This window comes from Streptomyces sp. NPDC090021 (assembly GCF_044748225.1).
In the GTDB taxonomy this organism is placed as follows: domain Bacteria; phylum Actinomycetota; class Actinomycetes; order Streptomycetales; family Streptomycetaceae; genus Streptomyces.
This window is the reverse complement of sequence record NZ_JBIVFO010000014.1, coordinates 36512-52510: the sequence shown is the minus strand read 5'-3', so window position 1 is coordinate 52510 and position 15999 is coordinate 36512. Positions and strand designations below refer to the sequence as shown.

Below are 15999 nucleotides of genomic sequence, written 5' to 3'. Positions count from 1 at the left end.
ACCGTAGGGGTGCGGGGCAGGAGGTTTCGGTGGTCAGTGAGGGGCGGCCGGCCGCAGGGCCTGGTGGTCGGCGACCACCCATTCCCGGCCGCCGCCCTCGGGGCGCAGGAACACTGCCTCGGGGATGACCCGACGCGTGGCCGGGTCCTCCCACTCGCCGATGAACTGAACGACCGCCTCGCGGTCGTTGGCGGAATCGAAGATGCGGGCCCCTTCGTGGAGCCAGGAGGGGCGCCTGCTCATGCCGAACCGTCCGCGCCCGCCGACTGCATGAATCGGTCCATGCCGCGATCGGCGTGGGTGCGCAGGAAGGGGCTGGGGTCGGGACTGTCGCCGAAAGGGTCGTCCCACGGGGCACACTCCGGCTGCGGCTGCACCGCGGCGCCGGGGGCTCGCCGGGGGAGCGCAGCGGGGACATCCTCGGGGGGTACGAGGGTGTCGAGGGTGGCATTCCAGCCGTCGTGGCCCCCGCCTTCCGGGGTCAGGCGGTAGAACGTGATCCCGGTGTCCTCGGGGGTGCCCATGACCACTCCCGTACGGAAGTTGGCGATGTCGTATGCGAGATCGCCGCGCAGGGGCCACCGGCGATCGGGGTCATCCGGCTGGTGTCGTACGCGGTCATGGTCAGTGCGACGTGTCGAGGTCATGTAGCGGAACGTATGCCCCCCACTACAGGCCAATATGAATGCGCGGAATACCCGCTGATCAGTCCAGCGAAAAACGTCCGGTCATGCCCCGCAGGCGCTGGCGGGTGGCGACCCGCTCGGCGTAGACGATCTTTCGCAGGGTGGCGCGGGCGACGGGGTGGTTGCGGACGAGTTGAGGGGCAATGCGCTCAGCGGTCTCCAGCTCGGACAGGGCCTGATCGCGGTTGCCGTCCCACAGCCACGCGCGGGCAAGGTCCATGTGGTGGTGCCCGAGACGGGAGTTCGGCAGAACCGCAATGTGCGCGGGGTCCGCCTCACGGTTGAGCCGCAGGGCCTTCGTCTGGTCGCTCATTTCAAGGGCCGCGCTGACGCTGTGGATGATCACGTTGCCAAGGCTGAAGGTGACCGAGTGCCGGTCGTGGATCTCGGGCCCCACATAGGCGTTGACCCGCTCGCCAGCCGTACGGGCCAGGGCGAGACGCTCGTCCGACCCGGCGCCGTTGCCGCCCCGCGCGCACGAGATCGCGGCTCGCAGGTGAAGGGCGCCCCACATGCGCAGGGCGAGTGGGTCACCGGCCTCGTACTCGGCTTCGATTCCGGCGAGGGCCTTGTCTCCGAGGGCGAGCGCGTCATCCCAGTCGGCGGAGGCCCAGGTGTCCCACATTCGCATCCACAGTGCCATCGCGGGCATCACAAGGTCGCCGGAAAGCTGCGCCGACCATGTGGCCCGCTCGCACGCCATGGCGACCAGCTCGGGATGTCCGAGAGCGTGGGCGGCGGTGTGGGCGAACTTGCAGGCGACCGCGTAGATCGCGTACGCCTCTTCCCGTTCATGGCCGGTGGACACCTCGGCAAGGGCGCGGGCCTCGCGCAGCATGTCCGGCAGCTCGCTCAGCACGGCGCCGTTCGCTGCCGCATCGCGCAGGCGCAGCAGGCGCCTCATGTCGCGCCAGAGCACCTCGGACGGGCGCGGGATTCCGTCGAAGACCGGAGCCAGGTCATAGCGGCGCAGCTCCCGCAGGATCGAAGCCGCGGACACCTGCCACTTCGTCTCGGCGCCACCACCGGTGTACGGACGCTCGATCAGCGCGTTCGGATGGCAGTGCAGGGCGGCGGCAACGGCGTTGATCAGACCGGCCCGGTCCAGCTCGATCCGGCCCTTCTCCAGCTTGGACACCCAGCCCTGCGTCCGACCGAGCGCGGCGGCGAGGTCGGCCTGAGTCATCCCCACTGAGAGCCGTTGACGCCGGACTCGCTGGCCGATCCGCTCCTGCTCCTCGATGTACCCGCTCACATCCGCCACCCCGATCTGCGACCGCTTCTGACGGGACGGTACCCCCCATGGAGCGGCTGGCGGCGGGCCTCGGCCACAGGATCTCAAAATACGGCAGGCCGCTTCCGAGCGCCTCACTGCCGCGGCCACCTCGTCGAATCCGAAGGCGAAGACCTCCCGCAGCACGGCCCGCCACGGCGATTCCTTGATCAGCTTCCCGGCCGGCATGAGGTACCTGAAGGCCTGGCCGGCGGTCGGATCGGCGAAGTAGTCGAGTCGCGCGTGGCGGTCATGGCGGATGTGACCTGCGCCTCCCCGCTGCTGTCGGGCCGCTCGGTCCCGCTTAGCCTGGACGCCATGAGCAGCGAAGGCCGGGATAGCCGTGAAGGCACTGAAGGCAGCGAGAGCGGCGTCATCGGCGACGAGGAGTTCCACGGCGTCCTGCACGCCCTGCGGGTGTGGGACGCCCCGCTCCCCCGGTTCGACACGGGGGCGGCCCCCGGTGAGCCGGTGGCGCTGTTCCGGGAGTGGTTCGTGCACGCCGCGCGGGCGGGGCAGCCGGAGCCGCACACGATGAGCCTGGCCACGGTGGACGGCGAGGGGCGGCCCGACGTGCGGACGCTGATGCTGCACGAGGTCGACGGGCGGGGCTGGCACTTCGCCTCGCACGCCACGAGCGCCAAGGGCGTGCAGCTGGCCGCGCGGCCGGAGGCGGCGCTCGGGTTCTACTGGCCGTCGGTGGGCCGGCAGGTCCGGGTCCGGGGCACGGTCACCGCCTGTGGGCCGCAGGAGAGCCGGGCGGACCTGGCGGTCCGTTCGCGCGGTGCGCTCGCGGCCGCGCTCACGGGGCGGCAGAGCGAGGTGCTGGGTTCGGTGGAGGAACTGGCGCGGGCCTCGGCGGCCGCCTGGGAGCGGGCCGGATCGGAGCCGGACGCACCGGCTCCGACCTGGACGCGGTACGTACTGGCCCCCGCCGAGGTGGAGTTCTTCCAGGGGGACGCCGCCCGCAGGCACGTCCGCCTGCGCTACCGGCGCACCGCGGGCGGCTCCTGGGTCCGTGAGCTGCTCTGGCCCTGACCCGGCCCGGTCGGCGGTCCCGACCGACATCGGCGAGCCGCCGGTGTCGGTCAGGACCGTTGCCGAGCGCGGGGCCCGGGACGGAAGACCGCCACCCACACCCCGTCCGCGGCCTCGCGGAAGGTGACCGTCAGCGGCATGCCGACGCGCAGGTCGGCCGCCGCGCAGTCCACCACCTCGGTCATCATCCGCGGGCCTTCGGCCAGGTCGACGACGGCCGCCGTGTAGGGGACACGCGTACCGAACGGCGGGAGGTCGTTGCGGTGGATCACCGACCACGTGTAGAGGGTGGCCCGGCCGCTCGCCTCCTCCCAGACCACCCGGTCCTCACCGGCCCAGCAGTGGGGGCAGAACTCGCGCGGATAGTGGTGCGCCCGCCCGCAGGCGCCGCACCGTCGCAGCAGGAGCCGGCCCTGCGCCGCGGCGTCCCAGTAGGGGCGGGTGAAGTCGTCGGCCTCGGGCAGGTCGTGGCGCACGGTGCCGCTCAAAGGAACAGTCCGATCGCCGCGTCGAGGGACCAGGTCTGCCAGGACATGGCGAGGAGCGCGACGAGGGAGATGAGCGCCATCATCGCGTTCTGCCCCTGCTCGGCCCAGTCGTGGATCATCAGCACCAGGTAGAGGAGGTTCAGGAGGAGCCCGCCGACCAGGGCCACCGGGGTCAGGAAGCCGGACACCAGGCCCAGCCCGAGGGCGAGTTCCGCGTAGACCACGAGGTACGCCATCGCCCTCGGCCGCGGTGCGACGACCTGCCGGAAGCCGCTCCCGACGAAGGCCCAGCGGTGCTTGTTCGCGACGTCGGCGGCCCAGGCGATGCCGGTGCCGCGTTCGAACCAGCCCTTCTTGTCCTTGTGCCGCCAGCTCTCCAGCCACCACAGGCCGAGGCCTATCCGGAGCACGGCGAGCCATTCGGCCCCACTGAGCCAGACGGTCTGCATCGGCAGCCCCCACTCCCCTCACCACTGATCTGACGGTACGTCAGTTCAGCGGATGCGGAGCGATCCCGCAAGGCCGCGGACCGATCCCGCAAGGCCGCGGGGCGATCCCGCAGGGCTCCGGCCGCCCACGGGTCCGCCGCCGTGACCGATCCGCAATCGATTCCCTCCTTGTCCGAGACCCATCAACCCAGCGTGGCGATACGATCACACCTCATGCCCGCAGTCCCCGCACCCCCAGTCGACATGACCACCCAGCCCCGCCCCGTGTACGTGATCGGGGCCGGCCCCGGCGGCCTCGCCGCGGCCGCCGCGCTGCGCGCCCGCGGGGTCCGCGCCGTGGTCGTCGAGAAGTCCGACGCCGTCGGCGCGTCCTGGCGGCGCCACTACGACCGGCTGCACCTGCACACCACGCGCCGGTTGTCCGCCCTCCCGGGCCTGGCGATGCCCCGCCGGTTCGGGCGCTGGGTCTCCCGCGACGACGTCGTGCGCTACCTGGAGAAGTACGTCGAGTTCCACGAGCTGGAACTCGTCACCGGCGTCGAGGTGACCCGGATCGAGCCCGGCCCCGAGGACGAGGGCGGCTGGACCCTGCACGCCAGCGGCGGGCGGGTACTGTCCGCTGCGGCCGTCGTCGTCGCCACCGGCTTCAACCACACGCCCAGACTGCCCGACTGGCCGGGCCTGGAGTCGTACGGCGGCCGGCTGCTGCACGCCGCCGACTACCGCAACCCCCTGCCGTACACCGGCCAGGACGTCCTCGTCGTCGGCGTCGGCAACACCGGCGCCGAGGTGGCCGCCGACCTCGCCGAGGGCGGCGCGGCCCGGGTGCGCCTCGCCGTGCGCACCGCCCCGCACCTGATGCGCCGCTCCACAGCCGGCTGGCCCGCCCAGCGCAGCGGGATCCTCGTCCGGCGGCTGCCGGTGCGGCTGGTGGACCGGCTGGGCGCGCTCGTGGCCCGGGCCTCGGTCCCGGACCTGTCGGCGTACGGGCTCCCGCGCCCCACCACCGGCCTCTACAGCCGGGTCAAGGAGGGGGCGATCCCGGTCCAGGACGTGGGTCTGATCGACGCGGTGCGCGCCGGGAAGGTGGAGCCGGTGGCCGCCGTGACCTCCTTCGACGGGGCGGAGGTGGTGCTCGCGGACGGCTCGCGCATCACCCCGGACACGGTGATAGCAGCCACCGGCTACCACCGCCGACTGGAGGAACTGGTCGGGCACCTCGGGGTGCTGGACGAGCGCGGCCGCCCCCGTACGCACGGCGCCCACACCCCGGCGGGGGCCCGCGACCTGTACTTCACCGGCTTCACCAACCCCATCAGCGGCATGTTCCGCGAGATGGCCCTGGACGCGGAGAAGATCGCCAAGGCGGTGGCCCGGCGGACGGTCCGCCCCTGACCCGGGCGCGCCGGCCCGCCGCTCCGCCCGTCACAGGAGATGGCCCCGGTCGTACAGCCGCCGGTGCCACCGGGCCCACCGGGCTCCCGCGGTGCGGCTGCCGGCGGGCGAACGGACCGGGCACGGGCCGGCGCCACAGCTCCTCGCCCTGCCGCTCCTCGCACGGGCGCTCCTCGCACAGGCGCCGGCACTCCTCGCGGTGGACCGCGGCGACCGCCCGGGAGGAGAGGCGGGCGATCTCGGCCTGAAGTGCACTCTGGACCCGCTCCTCGGGAGTCTGTCACCGTTCACCACACCACCTCCACCAGCTTTTTGCGCAGCCCTGTTCCTGACGGCTCGTCAGTTCAGTAATCTGACTGCACGTCAGTTATCGAGTTCCATCGAGGTTCATCGAGCAGGAGCGGGCGGAACGATGCTTGGATCTACTCACGGCACCCTCACCACCGACTTCCGCGCACGAGTCGAGGCCTGCGGGGAGACCCCCAGGACGGCCGTCCATTCCTCGGCGGCCCCCTCCGCCGACGACGCGATCCCCGTGGACGTCAGCGGACGGCCGCTGCACGCCGACGTACCCGACCTGGACCGGTTCTTCCGGCCCGAGTCCGTGGCGGTCGTCGGCGCCTCCGACGCCGAGGGCAGACCCAACACCGGCATCACCCGCCAGCTCATCGCCTGGGCAGAGCGCGTCGGCGCCCGGATCCACCCCGTGCACCCCACCCGCGCCACCGTCTTCGGGCGGGCCTGCCACCCCTGCGTCGCCGACCTGCCCGAACAGGTGGACCTCGCCGTCCTGCTGGTCTCCGATCCGCTGCCTGTCATCGAGGAACTCGCCGACACCAAGGTGAAGTTCGCGGTCGCCTTCGCCTCCGGCTTCGCCGAGACCGGCGACGCGGGAGCCGCCGCCCAGGAACGCCTCGCCGCCGCCGTCCGGCGCTCCGGGCTACGCCTGCTGGGCCCGAACACCAACCTCAACGCCTTCGAGGAGTTCCGCCACGACCTCGACGGCCCGGCGATCGCCCTGATCACCCAGTCCGGCCACCAGGGCCGGCCCGTCTACACCCTCCAGGAACTGGGCATCCGGCTGTCCCACTGGGCGCCCACGGGCAACGAGGCCGATCTGGAGACCGCCGACTTCATCTCCTACTTCGCCGAGCAGCCCGAGGTCGGCGCGATCGCCGCCTACGTGGAGGGCCTCAAGGACGGCCGGTCCTTCCTGCTGGCCGCCGACCGGGCCGCCCGCAACGGCGTCCCCGTCGTCGCCGTCAAGGTCGGCCGCACCGAGACCGGCGCCCGCATGGCCGCCTCCCACACCGGGAAGCTGACCGGCGCCGACACCGTCGTGGACGCCGCCATGCGCCAGTTCGGCGTGATCCGCGTCGACGGCCTGGACGAACTCCAGGACACGGCCGCCCTCCTCGCCCGGGCCCGCAGGCCCCAGGCCGACGGCGTCGTCGTGTACTCCATCTCCGGCGGCACCGGCGCCCACTTCTCCGACCTGGCCACCGAGGCCGGCCTGACCCTGCCCACCCTCTCGCAGGCCAAGCAGGACGAACTCCACCAGTGGATCCCGCCGTACCTGAACGTCGCCAACCCCGTCGACAACGGCGGCCACCCCGTCGGCGACTGGCGCGGCCGGAAGATCATCGACGCGATCCTCGCCGACCCCTCGGTGGGGGTCCTCATCTGCCCCATCACCGGCCCCTTCCCCCCGATGAGCGACAGGCTCGCCCAGGACCTGGCCGACGCCGCCGAGCGGACCGACAAGCTGATCTGCGTGATCTGGGGCTCCCCCGTCGGCACCGAGGACGCCTACCGCACCACCCTCCTCGGCTCCTCCCGCGTGGCCACCTTCCGTACCTTCGGCAACTGCATCACCGCCGTCCGCGCCTACCTCGGCCACCACCGCTTCACCACCGGCTACCGCTCCCCCTTCGACGACGCGCCGCGCACGCCGTCGCCCTCGTACCGCAAGGCGCAGGCCCTCATGCGGCCGGGACAGCAGCTCAGCGAGCACGCCGCGAAGCAGCTCCTGCGCGCCTACGGCATACGGGTGCCGCGCGAGCAGCTGGTGACGAGCGCCGCCGCGGCCGTGCGCGCGGCCGGGCTGGTCGGCTACCCGGTGGTGATGAAGGCCTCCGGCCCCCAGCTCGGCCACAAGACCGAACTCGGCCTGGTGAAGATCGGTCTGACCTCCGCGAGCCAGATCCGCGACGCCTACCGGGAGCTGACCGACATCGCACGCTACGAGAACGTCCCGCTCGACGGGATCCTGGTCTGCCAGATGGTGGAACGGGGCGTGGAGATGGTCGTCGGGGTCACCCAGGACGACCTCTTCGGGCCGACCGTCACCGTCGGGCTGGGCGGCGTCCTCGTCGAGGTCCTCCACGACGCGGCGGTCCGCGTCCCGCCGTTCGGCGAGGACCAGGCCCGCGCGATGCTCACGGAACTGCGCGGCCACGCCCTCCTGGAAGGCGTCCGGGGCGCGCCCCCGGCCGACGTGGACGCGCTGGTGGAGGTCGTCCTGCGGATCCAGCGCATGGCCCTGGAGTTCGGCGGCGAACTCTCCGAACTGGACATCAACCCCCTGATGGTCCTCCCCCGGGGTCAGGGCGCGGTCGCGCTGGACGCACTGGCCATCTGCCGCTGACGCTGCCCCCGCCCCGCCTGTCGAACGCCGGACGGGCCGGACACGCCGGACACGCCGGAAGGACCGGACCCGCCGGTGTCCGAAACGCGGGGGCCCGGGGGGGCAGCGCCCCCGGCACGGCGCCGCACCCGGGCTCCCTCGGGGGCGCCGCACCACCGCACACCGACCGCCCCGAACGGGAGTCCACGCATGGCCACCGCCCCCGAGGACACCGTCCTCCACCACCTCGAGAACAGCGTCTGCTGGATCACCCTCAACCGCCCCGAGGCGATGAACGCCGTCACCCGGGCGCAGCGCGAACGCGTCATCGCCCTGCTCGACGACGCCTCCGCCGACCCCGCCGTGCGCGCGGTCGTCCTGACCGCCACCGGCAGGGGCTTCTGCGCGGGCGCCGATCTGCGCGGTGGCCCCGCCACCGGCGGGGACCGGGTCGCCGGTGACGTGGCGCGCATGATCCGCCTCGGCGCACAGCGCCTGATCACGGCGGTCCTCGACTGCGAGAAGCCGGTGATCGCCGCCGTCAACGGCACGGCCGCCGGTATCGGTGCGCACCTCGCCCTCGCCTGCGACCTCGTGATCGCCGCCGAGGGCGCCCGCTTCATCGAGGTGTTCGTGCGCCGCGGCCTGGTCCCGGACGGGGGCGGCGCGTACCTGCTGCCCCGCCTGGTCGGCCCGCAGAAGGCGAAGGAGCTGATGTTCTTCGGCGACGCCGTCCCGGCGGCCGAGGCCGCACGGCTCGGGCTGGTCAACCGGGTGGTGGCGGCCGAGGAGCTGCGGGCCGCCGCCCGGGAGTGGGCCGAGCGGCTCGCCCAGGGCCCCACCCGGGCCCTCGCCATGACGAAGCAGCTGGTCAACGCCTCTCTGGACGGGGACCGGGCGGCCGCGCTGGCCGCCGAGGCCACCGCTCAGGAGATCAACATGACCACGGCCGACGCGAACGAGGGCGTGGCGGGTTTCGTGGAGCGCCGCGCACCCAGATACCTCGGCCGCTGACCACGGCCCTTCGCCGGGCTACATCCGCGGGTCGGGCTTCAGCAGCGCGAACACCGCGCCGAAGGGGTCCGCGAGCCAGCCGATCCGCCCGACGTCCGGCACGTCGGCGGCCGGCATGAGGACGGTCCCGCCGTTCTCGCGGGCCCTGGCGATGGTGGCGTCGACGTCCCCCACGTGGAAGTAGGGCACCCAGCGCGCCTCCTCGCCCGCTCCCGCTCCCGCCCCCGCGCCGTCGCCGAGGGGTGCGACCCCGCCGAAGGAGGCGTCCTCCTGGTCGCCGTCGGCGGTGCTCAGGACCCGGTACGTCATCCCAGGGGCCTGCATCTCGGCGTGGCGCCACCCGAACAGCCCGGCGTAGAAGGCGATGTCCGCGACCGGGTCCGGTACGTGCAGCTCCGCCCACACCAGGGCGTTCTCCGCGGAAGCCACCTCGAATCCCGCCGTATTACCGGGTTGCCAGCAGGCGAACTCGGCGCCCTGCGGGTCGGTGAACTGTGCCAGCCACCCCTCGCCCATGACGTCCATGGGTTCGGTCCGCACCCGCCCGCCGCCCGCCCGGACGGCCTCGGCGGTGGCCTGGATGTCCGGGGTCATGAAGTGGTGCATCCACGCCGACCGGGCGCCCTCCTCGGTGAGCGGCCCGAGGGCGGCGACGGTCTTGCCGTCCCGCTGGAAGAAGCCGTACCCGCCGGCCTCCGGTCCGGCGGAGGCGAACTCCCAGCCGAACACGGCGCCGTAGAACGCGGCGGCCGCGCCGGTGTCGGGGCTGCCGAGGTCGAGCCAGTTGGGTGATCCGGTGCGGAAGTCGGTGCCGAGCATGGGCCCTCCTGGGGTACGGCGACGGTACGGGGTCGCTGCCACGATGCCGAGCCGCCTCCCCCGGCCGTGCCCACGCCCCCGCCCACCCACCCGGTTTCACCCGCCCGGGTGAAACCGGCACGCCGATCCGGCGCAGGGGGCAGCACCGACGAAGCCCTGTCCCCCCACCCCTTCCCATCTGACGACCCGTCAGCTTCAATCGGGGGTGTGATGGGACATGCAGGGATGGCGGCCACCGTCGTCCGATACCTCAGGTCAGTCGGCTCCCCCACCTCCGCCTCGGCGCAGCGGGAGGCAGGGCCCGTCGACGCCCTGCCGCGTCCCGACCTGCGGGCCGTCGGCGAGGACGAGCGCGCTCCGGTCGGCCCGGCCGAATTCCGCGCCGTGCTGGGGCACTTCGCCAGCGGGGTCACGGTCATCACCGCACCACCCGGCGAGGACGCGGACGGGCCGTCGGGCTTCGCCTGCCAGTCCTTCGCCTCGCTGTCCCTGGACCCTCCCCTGGTCACCTTCATGGTCGCCCGTACGTCGACCACCTGGCCGCGGATCGCCCGCGCCGGGGTGTTCTGCGTCAACATCCTGGGAGCCGAACAGGGCGACCTGTGCCGGTCCTTCGCCGTCAGCGGTGCCGACAAGTTCGCCGGGGTGACCCACACCCCGGCCCCCGTCACCGGATCCCCGCAGCTCGACGCCGTGCCCGCCTGGATCGACTGCCGGATCCACGCCGTCCACACCGGCGGGGACCACCTCATCGTCGTGGGCCGGGTCGTCGCCATGGGCGCGGCGGGGGAGGGCGATCCGCTGCTCTTCCACCGGGGCCGCTTCGGCCGCCTCGCCGGCTGACGAGGCACCCGCCCGCCGGCTGACGGGGCACCCGCCCGCCGACGCCGGAACACCGGCTGCCGGAACACCGAATGCCGAACGCCGCATGCCGGTCCCCCCTGGGGCGGACCGGCATGCGGCGTTCCGGCAACCGGGTGGTGTCCCGGGCCCGCCGGAATCAGAAGGTGAGCACCCCGCGCGCCACCCGCCCGTGGTGGGCGTCGTCGACGGCCTTGGCGAAGTCCTCGACCGGATACACCTCCGTGACCAGCTCGTCCAGCAGCAGCCGGCCCTGCCGGTACAGCTCCGCGTACAGCGCGATGTCCCGCTGCGGGCGCGAGGAACCGTACCGGCAACCCATGATCGTCTTGTCGAGGTACATGGACGAGACGAGGAAGGACGCCTCCTCCTTGAAGCCGGGCACGCCCAGCAGGACCGCCTGACCGTGCCGGTCGAGCAGGTCGACGGCCTGGCGGATCAGCCTGACGTCGCCCACGCACTCGAAGGCGTGGTCGGCGCCGGCCGGCAGGATCTCGCGCACCGCCGCCGAGGAGTCGGCCACCGCGGACGCGTCGATGAAGTGCGTGGCCCCGAACTGCCGGGCCACCGTCTCCTTCGCCGGGTTCGCGTCCACCGCCACGATCGTCGTGGCCCCGGCGATCCGGGCACCCTGCAGGACGTTCAGCCCGATCCCGCCGGTGCCGATGACGACGACCGTCTCGCCGTTGCCGACACGGGCCCGGTTGAGCACCGCACCCACACCCGTCAGGACGCCGCAGCCGATGAGCGCCGCCGACGTCAGCGGGATGTCGGCCGGGATCTTCACCGCCTGCACCGCCCTGACGATCGTCCGCTCCGCGAAGGCCGAGTTCGAGGCGAACTGGAACAGCGGCGCGCCACCCCGCGAGAACGGCTGCCCCGGCATCCCGATCGCCTTGCGGCACATCGTCGGCCGGCCCCGGTCGCAGTCCGCGCACGCCCCGCAGTTCGCCAGCGTCGACAGCGACACGTGATCGCCGGGGGCCACGTGCGCGACCCCCTCGCCGACGGCCTCCACCACGCCCGCGCCCTCGTGCCCCAGCACCACCGGCGGCGGGAACGGGATCGTCCCGTCCATCACCGACAGGTCGCTGTGGCACAGCCCGGCCGCACCGATCGCGACGAGCACCTCCCCCGGCCCCGGATCCCGGATCTCCAGGTCGTCGACCACCCGGGCCTGCTTGCCGTCGAACACGACGCCTCTCACCTGGACTCCTTAGGCAGGCCGAGCACCCGCTCGGCGATGATGTTGCGCTGGATCTCGTCCGAACCGCCGTAGATCGTGTCGGCGCGGGTGAACAGGAACAGGCGCTGCTCCTCGTCGAGTCCGAGCTCGTACGGGACCCCGGCCGCCCAGGCCCCCGGCCCGGCCGCGGCCGCCGCCCCCCGGACCTCCACCGCGAGCTCCCCGAGCCGCCGGTGCCAGCCGCCCCACAGCAGCTTGGCCACGCTCGGCGCGCCCGGACCGCCCTGCGTGCCCTGCGTGCCCAGGGTCCGCAGCGCGTTCCACCGCATGGTCCGCAGCTCGGCCCACTGCCGTACGAGACGGTCTCGGACCACCGGGTCGGCCGCACCCGAAGCCGCGTACAGACCGAGGACCCGCTCCAGCTCCGCCGCGAATCCGATCTGCTGGACCAGCGTGGAGACGCCCCGCTCCAGGGCGAGCAGGCCTATGGCCACCGTCCAGCCGTCCCCCTCCCCGCCAACGACCTCCGCCGCGACCGCCCCGTCGAAGAACACCTCGTTGAACTCCGACGTCCCGGACATCTGCCGGATCGGCCGGACCTCCACACGGCCGGGCTGGTCCATCCGCACGAGCAGGAAGGACAGCCCCCGGTGGCGCTTCGACCCCGGCTCGGTGCGGGCCAGGACGAAACACCAGTCGGCCTCCCGGGCGAGGGAGGTCCAGATCTTCTGCCCGGTGACGCGGAAGAGCCCGTCGGCCGGGTCGCGCACCGCGGTGGTACGGATGCCCGCGAGGTCGGAGCCGGCGCCCGGCTCGCTGTAGCCCTGGCACCACAGTTCCTCGCCCCGTGCGACGGCGGGCAGGAAGCGGCGCCGCTGCTCCTCGCTGCCGTACGCGATCAGCGTGGGCGCGAGGAGGTTCTCCCCGATGTGGCCGACCCGGCCGGGGGCGCGCAGCGCCGCGTACTCCTCGGCCCACACCACCTGTCCGGTCAGCGACAGCCGCCGCTGCCCGTACGCTCCCTCCGGCGCGTCCCAGCCCTGCCCGATCCAGCCGCCACGGCCGAGCTCCCGCTCCCACGCGCGCCGGGCCTCGACCCCCTGGTGCTCGCTGCCCGGCCCGCCGAGGCCGACGGCCTGCGCGTACGGGCCCACGAGGTGCTCGGCCAGCCACGCCCGAGCGTGACCGCGCAGCTCCTCGTCCTCGGCCCCGAAGCCGAAATCCATGCCGCGCCCCCCGTCAGGCGTTGGGGCGGTCCTTGGCGGCCGCCGCCCTGGCCATGGCCTCCAGCTGCGCCAGCATCGGCATCGGGTCGGTGCCGACCGTTCCGGGAAGGAAGTCGGCGATCTTCTCCGGGGTCCAGGAACCCTCGGCGTAGCCGGCGCGCAGCTCGCGCGGCTGCGCCCAGACGGCGATCTTCGGGCCGGCAATCGTGTAGACCTGCCCGGTGATCCGCTCGCCGCCGACGGCGACGGCCCTGTCGGAGAGCAGGTAGGTGACCAGTGCCGCGACGTCCTCGGGCTCGCCGATCTCCTTGAGCTCCATGGGGACGTTCGCGGACATGCGGGTGCGGGCGACGGGTGCGACGGCGTTGGCGGTGACCCCGTACTTGGCCAGGCCCAGCGCGGCGGAGCGGACGAGGGAGATGACCCCGCCCTTGGCGGCACTGTAGTTGGCCTGGGCGACCGAGCCCTGGTGGTTGCCGCTGGTGAAGCCGATCAGCGTGCCCGAGCCCTGGCGGCGCATGACGGCGGAGGCGGCACGGAAGACGGTGAAGGTGCCCTTGAGGTGGGTGGCGAGAACCGGGTCCCACTCCTCCTCGGACATGTTGAAGAGCATGCGTTCGCGCAGGATGCCGGCGACGCAGACCACGCCGTCGATGCGTCCGTACCGCGTGAGCGCGGTGTCGATGACGCGCCGGCCGCCCGCCATGGTGGAGACGTCGTCGGCGACGGCGACGGCCTCCCCGCCGGCGGCCTGGATCTCCTTCACGACGCCGTCCGCGATCTCGCTCGTGGGCTCCGTACCCTCGATGCCGACGCCGTAGTCGTTGACGACGACCTTGGCGCCCTCGGCGGCCGCGGCCAGTGCCACGGCCCGTCCGATGCCCCGGCCGGCGCCGGTGACGGCGACGACCCTGCCTGCCAAGAAGTTCCCCACGTCCGGCCCCTTCCCGCGTTTTCTGACGGACCGTTAGATTCTATGGGTAGTCAGATGTACGTGCACAAGCCCTCGTTGCCGCATTCACGCAAGGAGCTGTCGACGCCCATGACCCTGCCCGCCGAGTTCCACGACATCGCCAAGCGCGTCAACAACTGGGGGCGCTGGGGCGCCGACGACGAGATCGGCACCTTGAACCTGATCACCGACGAGGTCGTCCGGGGTGCGGCGGCGGAGATCCGCAGCGGCCGCCGCGTCCCCCTCGCCCTGCCCCTGAAGGAGGACGGCGTCCAGGTCGGCATGATCCCCGGCCGGATCAACCCCCTGCACACGATGGTGCAGATCAACCAGGAGCTCTTCGGCCCGGGCACGGTGGCCTGCAGCGACGACGCCGTCAGCATGGGCCTCCAGGCGGGCACCCACTGGGACGCCCTCACCCACGTCTCGCACTCGGGCCGGATCTACAACGGCCGCCCCGCCGGCACCATCACGGCCCACGGCCGGGCCGAGTTCAGCGGCATCGACAAGGCCACCCCCATCGTCTCGCGCGGGGTCCTCCTCGACGTGGCCCGCGCGAAGGGCCTGGACCGCCTCCCGGGCGACCGCGCGGTGACCCCGGCGGACCTGGCGCAGGCCGAGGAGTTCGGCCGGGTCACGGTCCGCCCCGGCGACATCGTCCTGGTCCGCACCGGGCAGATCCAGCTCTACCTGGCCGGCGACAAGCACGGCTACGGCTTCCCGTCCCCCGGGCTGTCCGTCCGCACGCCGGAGTGGTTCCACGCGCGGGACGTGGCGGCCGTCGCCAACGACACCCTGACCTTCGAGATCTTCCCGCCGGAGATCGAGAACCTGTGGCTGCCGGTGCACGCCCTCGACCTGGTGGAGATGGGCATGCACCAAGGCCAGAACTGGAACCTCGAAGAACTGTCCACAGCCTGTGCAGGAGAGGGCCGGTACGCCTTCCTCCTGTCCGCCATGCCCGAGCCCTTCGTCGGCGGCACCGGCACCCCCGTGGCCCCGGTGGCCGTCCTCTGAGACCCGCCGCCACCGTTCGGGCCCGGGAACCCCGCAGCGGCGCGGGGGCGGCCCGTTCGTCGCCCTCCCGGTCCCGGCCCTGTTCGTCGACCCCGACCCGCCCAAGGGCGCCGACGCGTACAAGCGGACGGGCTGCTCCGACTCCGGTGCCACCTTTCAAGGCCATCGACACCAGGGAAGCCAGCATCCCGCCGGGCTCGATCCAGCGACCTCCGCCCCGGCGCGCTCCGGGTGGCGGAGCCCGGACCTCCGAGCCGCGGAGCGCGCCGCGGCGTGCTGCGGGTGGCGGCGGCACGCATGCACGCCCCGAGCACGGCACCCGCCGCCTGCCCCACCCCGCACCCCGGCTCAACCAACGAGTCGGAACCACACCACCTTCTCGCCCTCCCCCGCGACCACCGCCCAGTCGTCGGCGTACGCCCGCAGCAGCGCCAGTCCACGGCCCCCCGTATCGAACAGCCCGCCGCCAGGACCTTCCCGCGCCAGCCGCCCGACGGGCCCGCGGTCACACACCTCGACGGTGACTCGCCCACCCGTGATGGCGACCTCGACGGCGATCACGGCCGTCGGCGTATGCCGGTGCGCATTGGTCACCACCTCGGAGGTGCACAGCCGCGCCGCCTCCACGAGGTGCTCGCACCCCGCGCCCCGCAGGATCAGCGCCACCCACTCCCGCGCGATCCTGGGCGTATCCGCCCTGCTGGGCGCCACCATCCGATAGCTGAGCCCTAAGTCACTCACGTTCGTCACGTTCATCTCCCAACGTGGTACGGATTCGCGTCGCTTGCCGCGCGTGGCATTGGCCGCCCCCAGGTGACGTACGCCCAAGGCGCGTGTCAGCGGCTGCACTTCGCTCCCATCGGCGTGCGACGCGGTGCTGAACACGACTGTAGCGGGCTCAGTAACAACTGTTTTACGGTTTCGGATAATAGATGCGACGCAGTGGACCCTGCGCAAGCCAACGCGTCA

16 protein-coding genes are annotated in these 15999 nt (G+C 73.0%); 6 read left to right on the top strand and 10 right to left on the bottom strand.

Translation table 11 applies throughout. The features are described from left to right. Window positions 1–33: 33 nt before the first annotated feature. From ACIPXC_RS13560 to ACIPXC_RS13550, 3 genes are read right to left on the bottom strand one after another with little or no spacing between them, the layout of a single operon-like run. On the bottom strand, window positions 34–243 hold the full coding sequence (locus ACIPXC_RS13560) for a hypothetical protein (RefSeq protein ID WP_401616538.1): 210 nt from the start codon (window positions 241–243) through the stop codon (window positions 34–36). Next, window positions 240–647, bottom strand: a complete 408-nt coding sequence (locus ACIPXC_RS13555; RefSeq protein ID WP_401616536.1) for a hypothetical protein — start codon at window positions 645–647, stop codon at window positions 240–242. The genes ACIPXC_RS13560 and ACIPXC_RS13555 overlap by 4 nt, the downstream gene beginning before the upstream one ends. A 58-nt stretch (window positions 648–705) precedes the next feature. Beyond that, on the bottom strand, window positions 706–1941 hold the full coding sequence (locus ACIPXC_RS13550; protein WP_401616779.1) for a helix-turn-helix domain-containing protein: 1236 nt from the start codon (window positions 1939–1941) through the stop codon (window positions 706–708). A gap of 336 nt (window positions 1942–2277) precedes the next feature. On the opposite strand from ACIPXC_RS13550, the gene ACIPXC_RS13545 reads away from it, so the two are divergent. Beyond that, window positions 2278–2997, top strand: a complete 720-nt coding sequence (locus ACIPXC_RS13545; protein ID WP_401616534.1) for a pyridoxal 5'-phosphate synthase — start codon at window positions 2278–2280, stop codon at window positions 2995–2997. Window positions 2998–3047: 50 nt separating this feature from the next. Here ACIPXC_RS13545 and ACIPXC_RS13540 read toward each other — a convergent pair whose 3' ends face one another. Next, complete coding sequence (locus ACIPXC_RS13540; RefSeq protein ID WP_401616532.1) at window positions 3048–3485, bottom strand: Zn-ribbon domain-containing OB-fold protein; 438 nt, start codon at window positions 3483–3485, stop codon at window positions 3048–3050. Then, entirely contained in the window at window positions 3482–3934 is a 453-nt protein-coding gene (locus tag ACIPXC_RS13535) for a DoxX family protein (RefSeq protein ID WP_401616530.1), read from the bottom strand. Before ACIPXC_RS13535 ends, ACIPXC_RS13540 begins: the two co-directional genes overlap by 4 nt. Before the next feature lie 213 nt (window positions 3935–4147). On the opposite strand from ACIPXC_RS13535, the gene ACIPXC_RS13530 reads away from it, so the two are divergent. From ACIPXC_RS13530 to ACIPXC_RS13520, 3 genes are all read left to right on the top strand, one after another. Beyond that, window positions 4148–5329, top strand: a complete 1182-nt coding sequence (locus tag ACIPXC_RS13530) for a flavin-containing monooxygenase (RefSeq protein WP_401616528.1) — start codon at window positions 4148–4150, stop codon at window positions 5327–5329. Window positions 5330–5741: 412 nt separating this feature from the next. Continuing rightward, window positions 5742–7976, top strand: a complete 2235-nt coding sequence (locus ACIPXC_RS13525) for an acetate--CoA ligase family protein (RefSeq protein WP_401616526.1) — start codon at window positions 5742–5744, stop codon at window positions 7974–7976. 189 nt (window positions 7977–8165) lie between these two features. After that, window positions 8166–8969, top strand: a complete 804-nt coding sequence (locus tag ACIPXC_RS13520) for an enoyl-CoA hydratase/isomerase family protein (RefSeq protein WP_401616524.1) — start codon at window positions 8166–8168, stop codon at window positions 8967–8969. An 18-nt stretch (window positions 8970–8987) separates the two neighbouring features. On the opposite strand, the gene ACIPXC_RS13515 is transcribed toward ACIPXC_RS13520, so the two are convergent. Further along, window positions 8988–9788 carry a VOC family protein gene (locus tag ACIPXC_RS13515; protein ID WP_401616522.1) on the bottom strand — a complete coding sequence of 267 codons (801 nt, stop codon included), beginning with the start codon at window positions 9786–9788 and terminating at the stop codon, window positions 8988–8990. A gap of 225 nt (window positions 9789–10013) precedes the next feature. Between ACIPXC_RS13515 and ACIPXC_RS13510 the strand changes: the two genes are divergently transcribed. After that, a complete protein-coding gene (locus ACIPXC_RS13510; RefSeq protein ID WP_401616776.1) occupies window positions 10014–10631 on the top strand; it encodes a flavin reductase family protein in 618 nt (205 codons plus the stop codon). A 157-nt stretch (window positions 10632–10788) separates the two neighbouring features. Here ACIPXC_RS13510 and ACIPXC_RS13505 read toward each other — a convergent pair whose 3' ends face one another. Genes ACIPXC_RS13505 through ACIPXC_RS13495 form a run of 3 tightly spaced genes read right to left on the bottom strand, consistent with a single transcriptional unit; the run spans window position 10789 to window position 13995 of the window. Next, the gene (locus ACIPXC_RS13505; RefSeq protein WP_401616520.1) at window positions 10789–11856 is read right to left on the bottom strand and encodes a Zn-dependent alcohol dehydrogenase; all 1068 of its coding nucleotides are present in this window, start codon (window positions 11854–11856) and stop codon (window positions 10789–10791) included. Continuing rightward, the gene (locus ACIPXC_RS13500; RefSeq protein ID WP_401616519.1) at window positions 11853–13061 is read right to left on the bottom strand and encodes an acyl-CoA dehydrogenase family protein; all 1209 of its coding nucleotides are present in this window, start codon (window positions 13059–13061) and stop codon (window positions 11853–11855) included. The genes ACIPXC_RS13505 and ACIPXC_RS13500 overlap by 4 nt, the downstream gene beginning before the upstream one ends. 13 nt (window positions 13062–13074) lie before the next feature. Continuing rightward, window positions 13075–13995 (bottom strand): SDR family oxidoreductase, encoded by a 921-nt coding sequence (locus ACIPXC_RS13495; protein ID WP_401616517.1) that lies wholly within the window; start codon window positions 13993–13995, stop codon window positions 13075–13077. Between the two features lie 108 nt (window positions 13996–14103). On the opposite strand from ACIPXC_RS13495, the gene ACIPXC_RS13490 reads away from it, so the two are divergent. Continuing rightward, window positions 14104–15030, top strand: coding sequence for a cyclase family protein (locus ACIPXC_RS13490; protein ID WP_401616773.1), 927 nt, complete (start codon window positions 14104–14106; stop codon window positions 15028–15030). 348 nt (window positions 15031–15378) lie between these two features. On the opposite strand, the gene ACIPXC_RS13485 is transcribed toward ACIPXC_RS13490, so the two are convergent. Beyond that, on the bottom strand, window positions 15379–15915 hold the full coding sequence (locus tag ACIPXC_RS13485) for an ATP-binding protein (RefSeq protein ID WP_401616516.1): 537 nt from the start codon (window positions 15913–15915) through the stop codon (window positions 15379–15381). Window positions 15916–15999 lie beyond the last annotated feature (84 nt).

Bases quoted from the DNA above. Each gene is read 5' to 3' on its own strand.
- ACIPXC_RS13560 (WP_401616538.1), bottom strand. From the start codon at position 243: ATGAGCAGGCGCCCCTCCTGGCTCCACGAAGGGGCCCGCATCTTCGAT.
- ACIPXC_RS13555 (WP_401616536.1), bottom strand. From the start codon at position 647: ATGACCTCGACACGTCGCACTGACCATGACCGCGTACGACACCAGCCG.
- ACIPXC_RS13545 (WP_401616534.1), top strand. From the start codon at position 2,278: ATGAGCAGCGAAGGCCGGGATAGCCGTGAAGGCACTGAAGGCAGCGAG.
- ACIPXC_RS13535 (WP_401616530.1), bottom strand. From the start codon at position 3,934: ATGCAGACCGTCTGGCTCAGTGGGGCCGAATGGCTCGCCGTGCTCCGG.
- ACIPXC_RS13530 (WP_401616528.1), top strand. From the start codon at position 4,148: ATGCCCGCAGTCCCCGCACCCCCAGTCGACATGACCACCCAGCCCCGC.
- ACIPXC_RS13525 (WP_401616526.1), top strand. From the start codon at position 5,742: ATGCTTGGATCTACTCACGGCACCCTCACCACCGACTTCCGCGCACGA.
- ACIPXC_RS13520 (WP_401616524.1), top strand. From the start codon at position 8,166: ATGGCCACCGCCCCCGAGGACACCGTCCTCCACCACCTCGAGAACAGC.
- ACIPXC_RS13515 (WP_401616522.1), bottom strand. From the start codon at position 9,788: ATGCTCGGCACCGACTTCCGCACCGGATCACCCAACTGGCTCGACCTC.
- ACIPXC_RS13510 (WP_401616776.1), top strand. From the start codon at position 10,014: ATGGCGGCCACCGTCGTCCGATACCTCAGGTCAGTCGGCTCCCCCACC.
- ACIPXC_RS13500 (WP_401616519.1), bottom strand. From the start codon at position 13,061: ATGGATTTCGGCTTCGGGGCCGAGGACGAGGAGCTGCGCGGTCACGCT.
- ACIPXC_RS13490 (WP_401616773.1), top strand. From the start codon at position 14,104: ATGACCCTGCCCGCCGAGTTCCACGACATCGCCAAGCGCGTCAACAAC.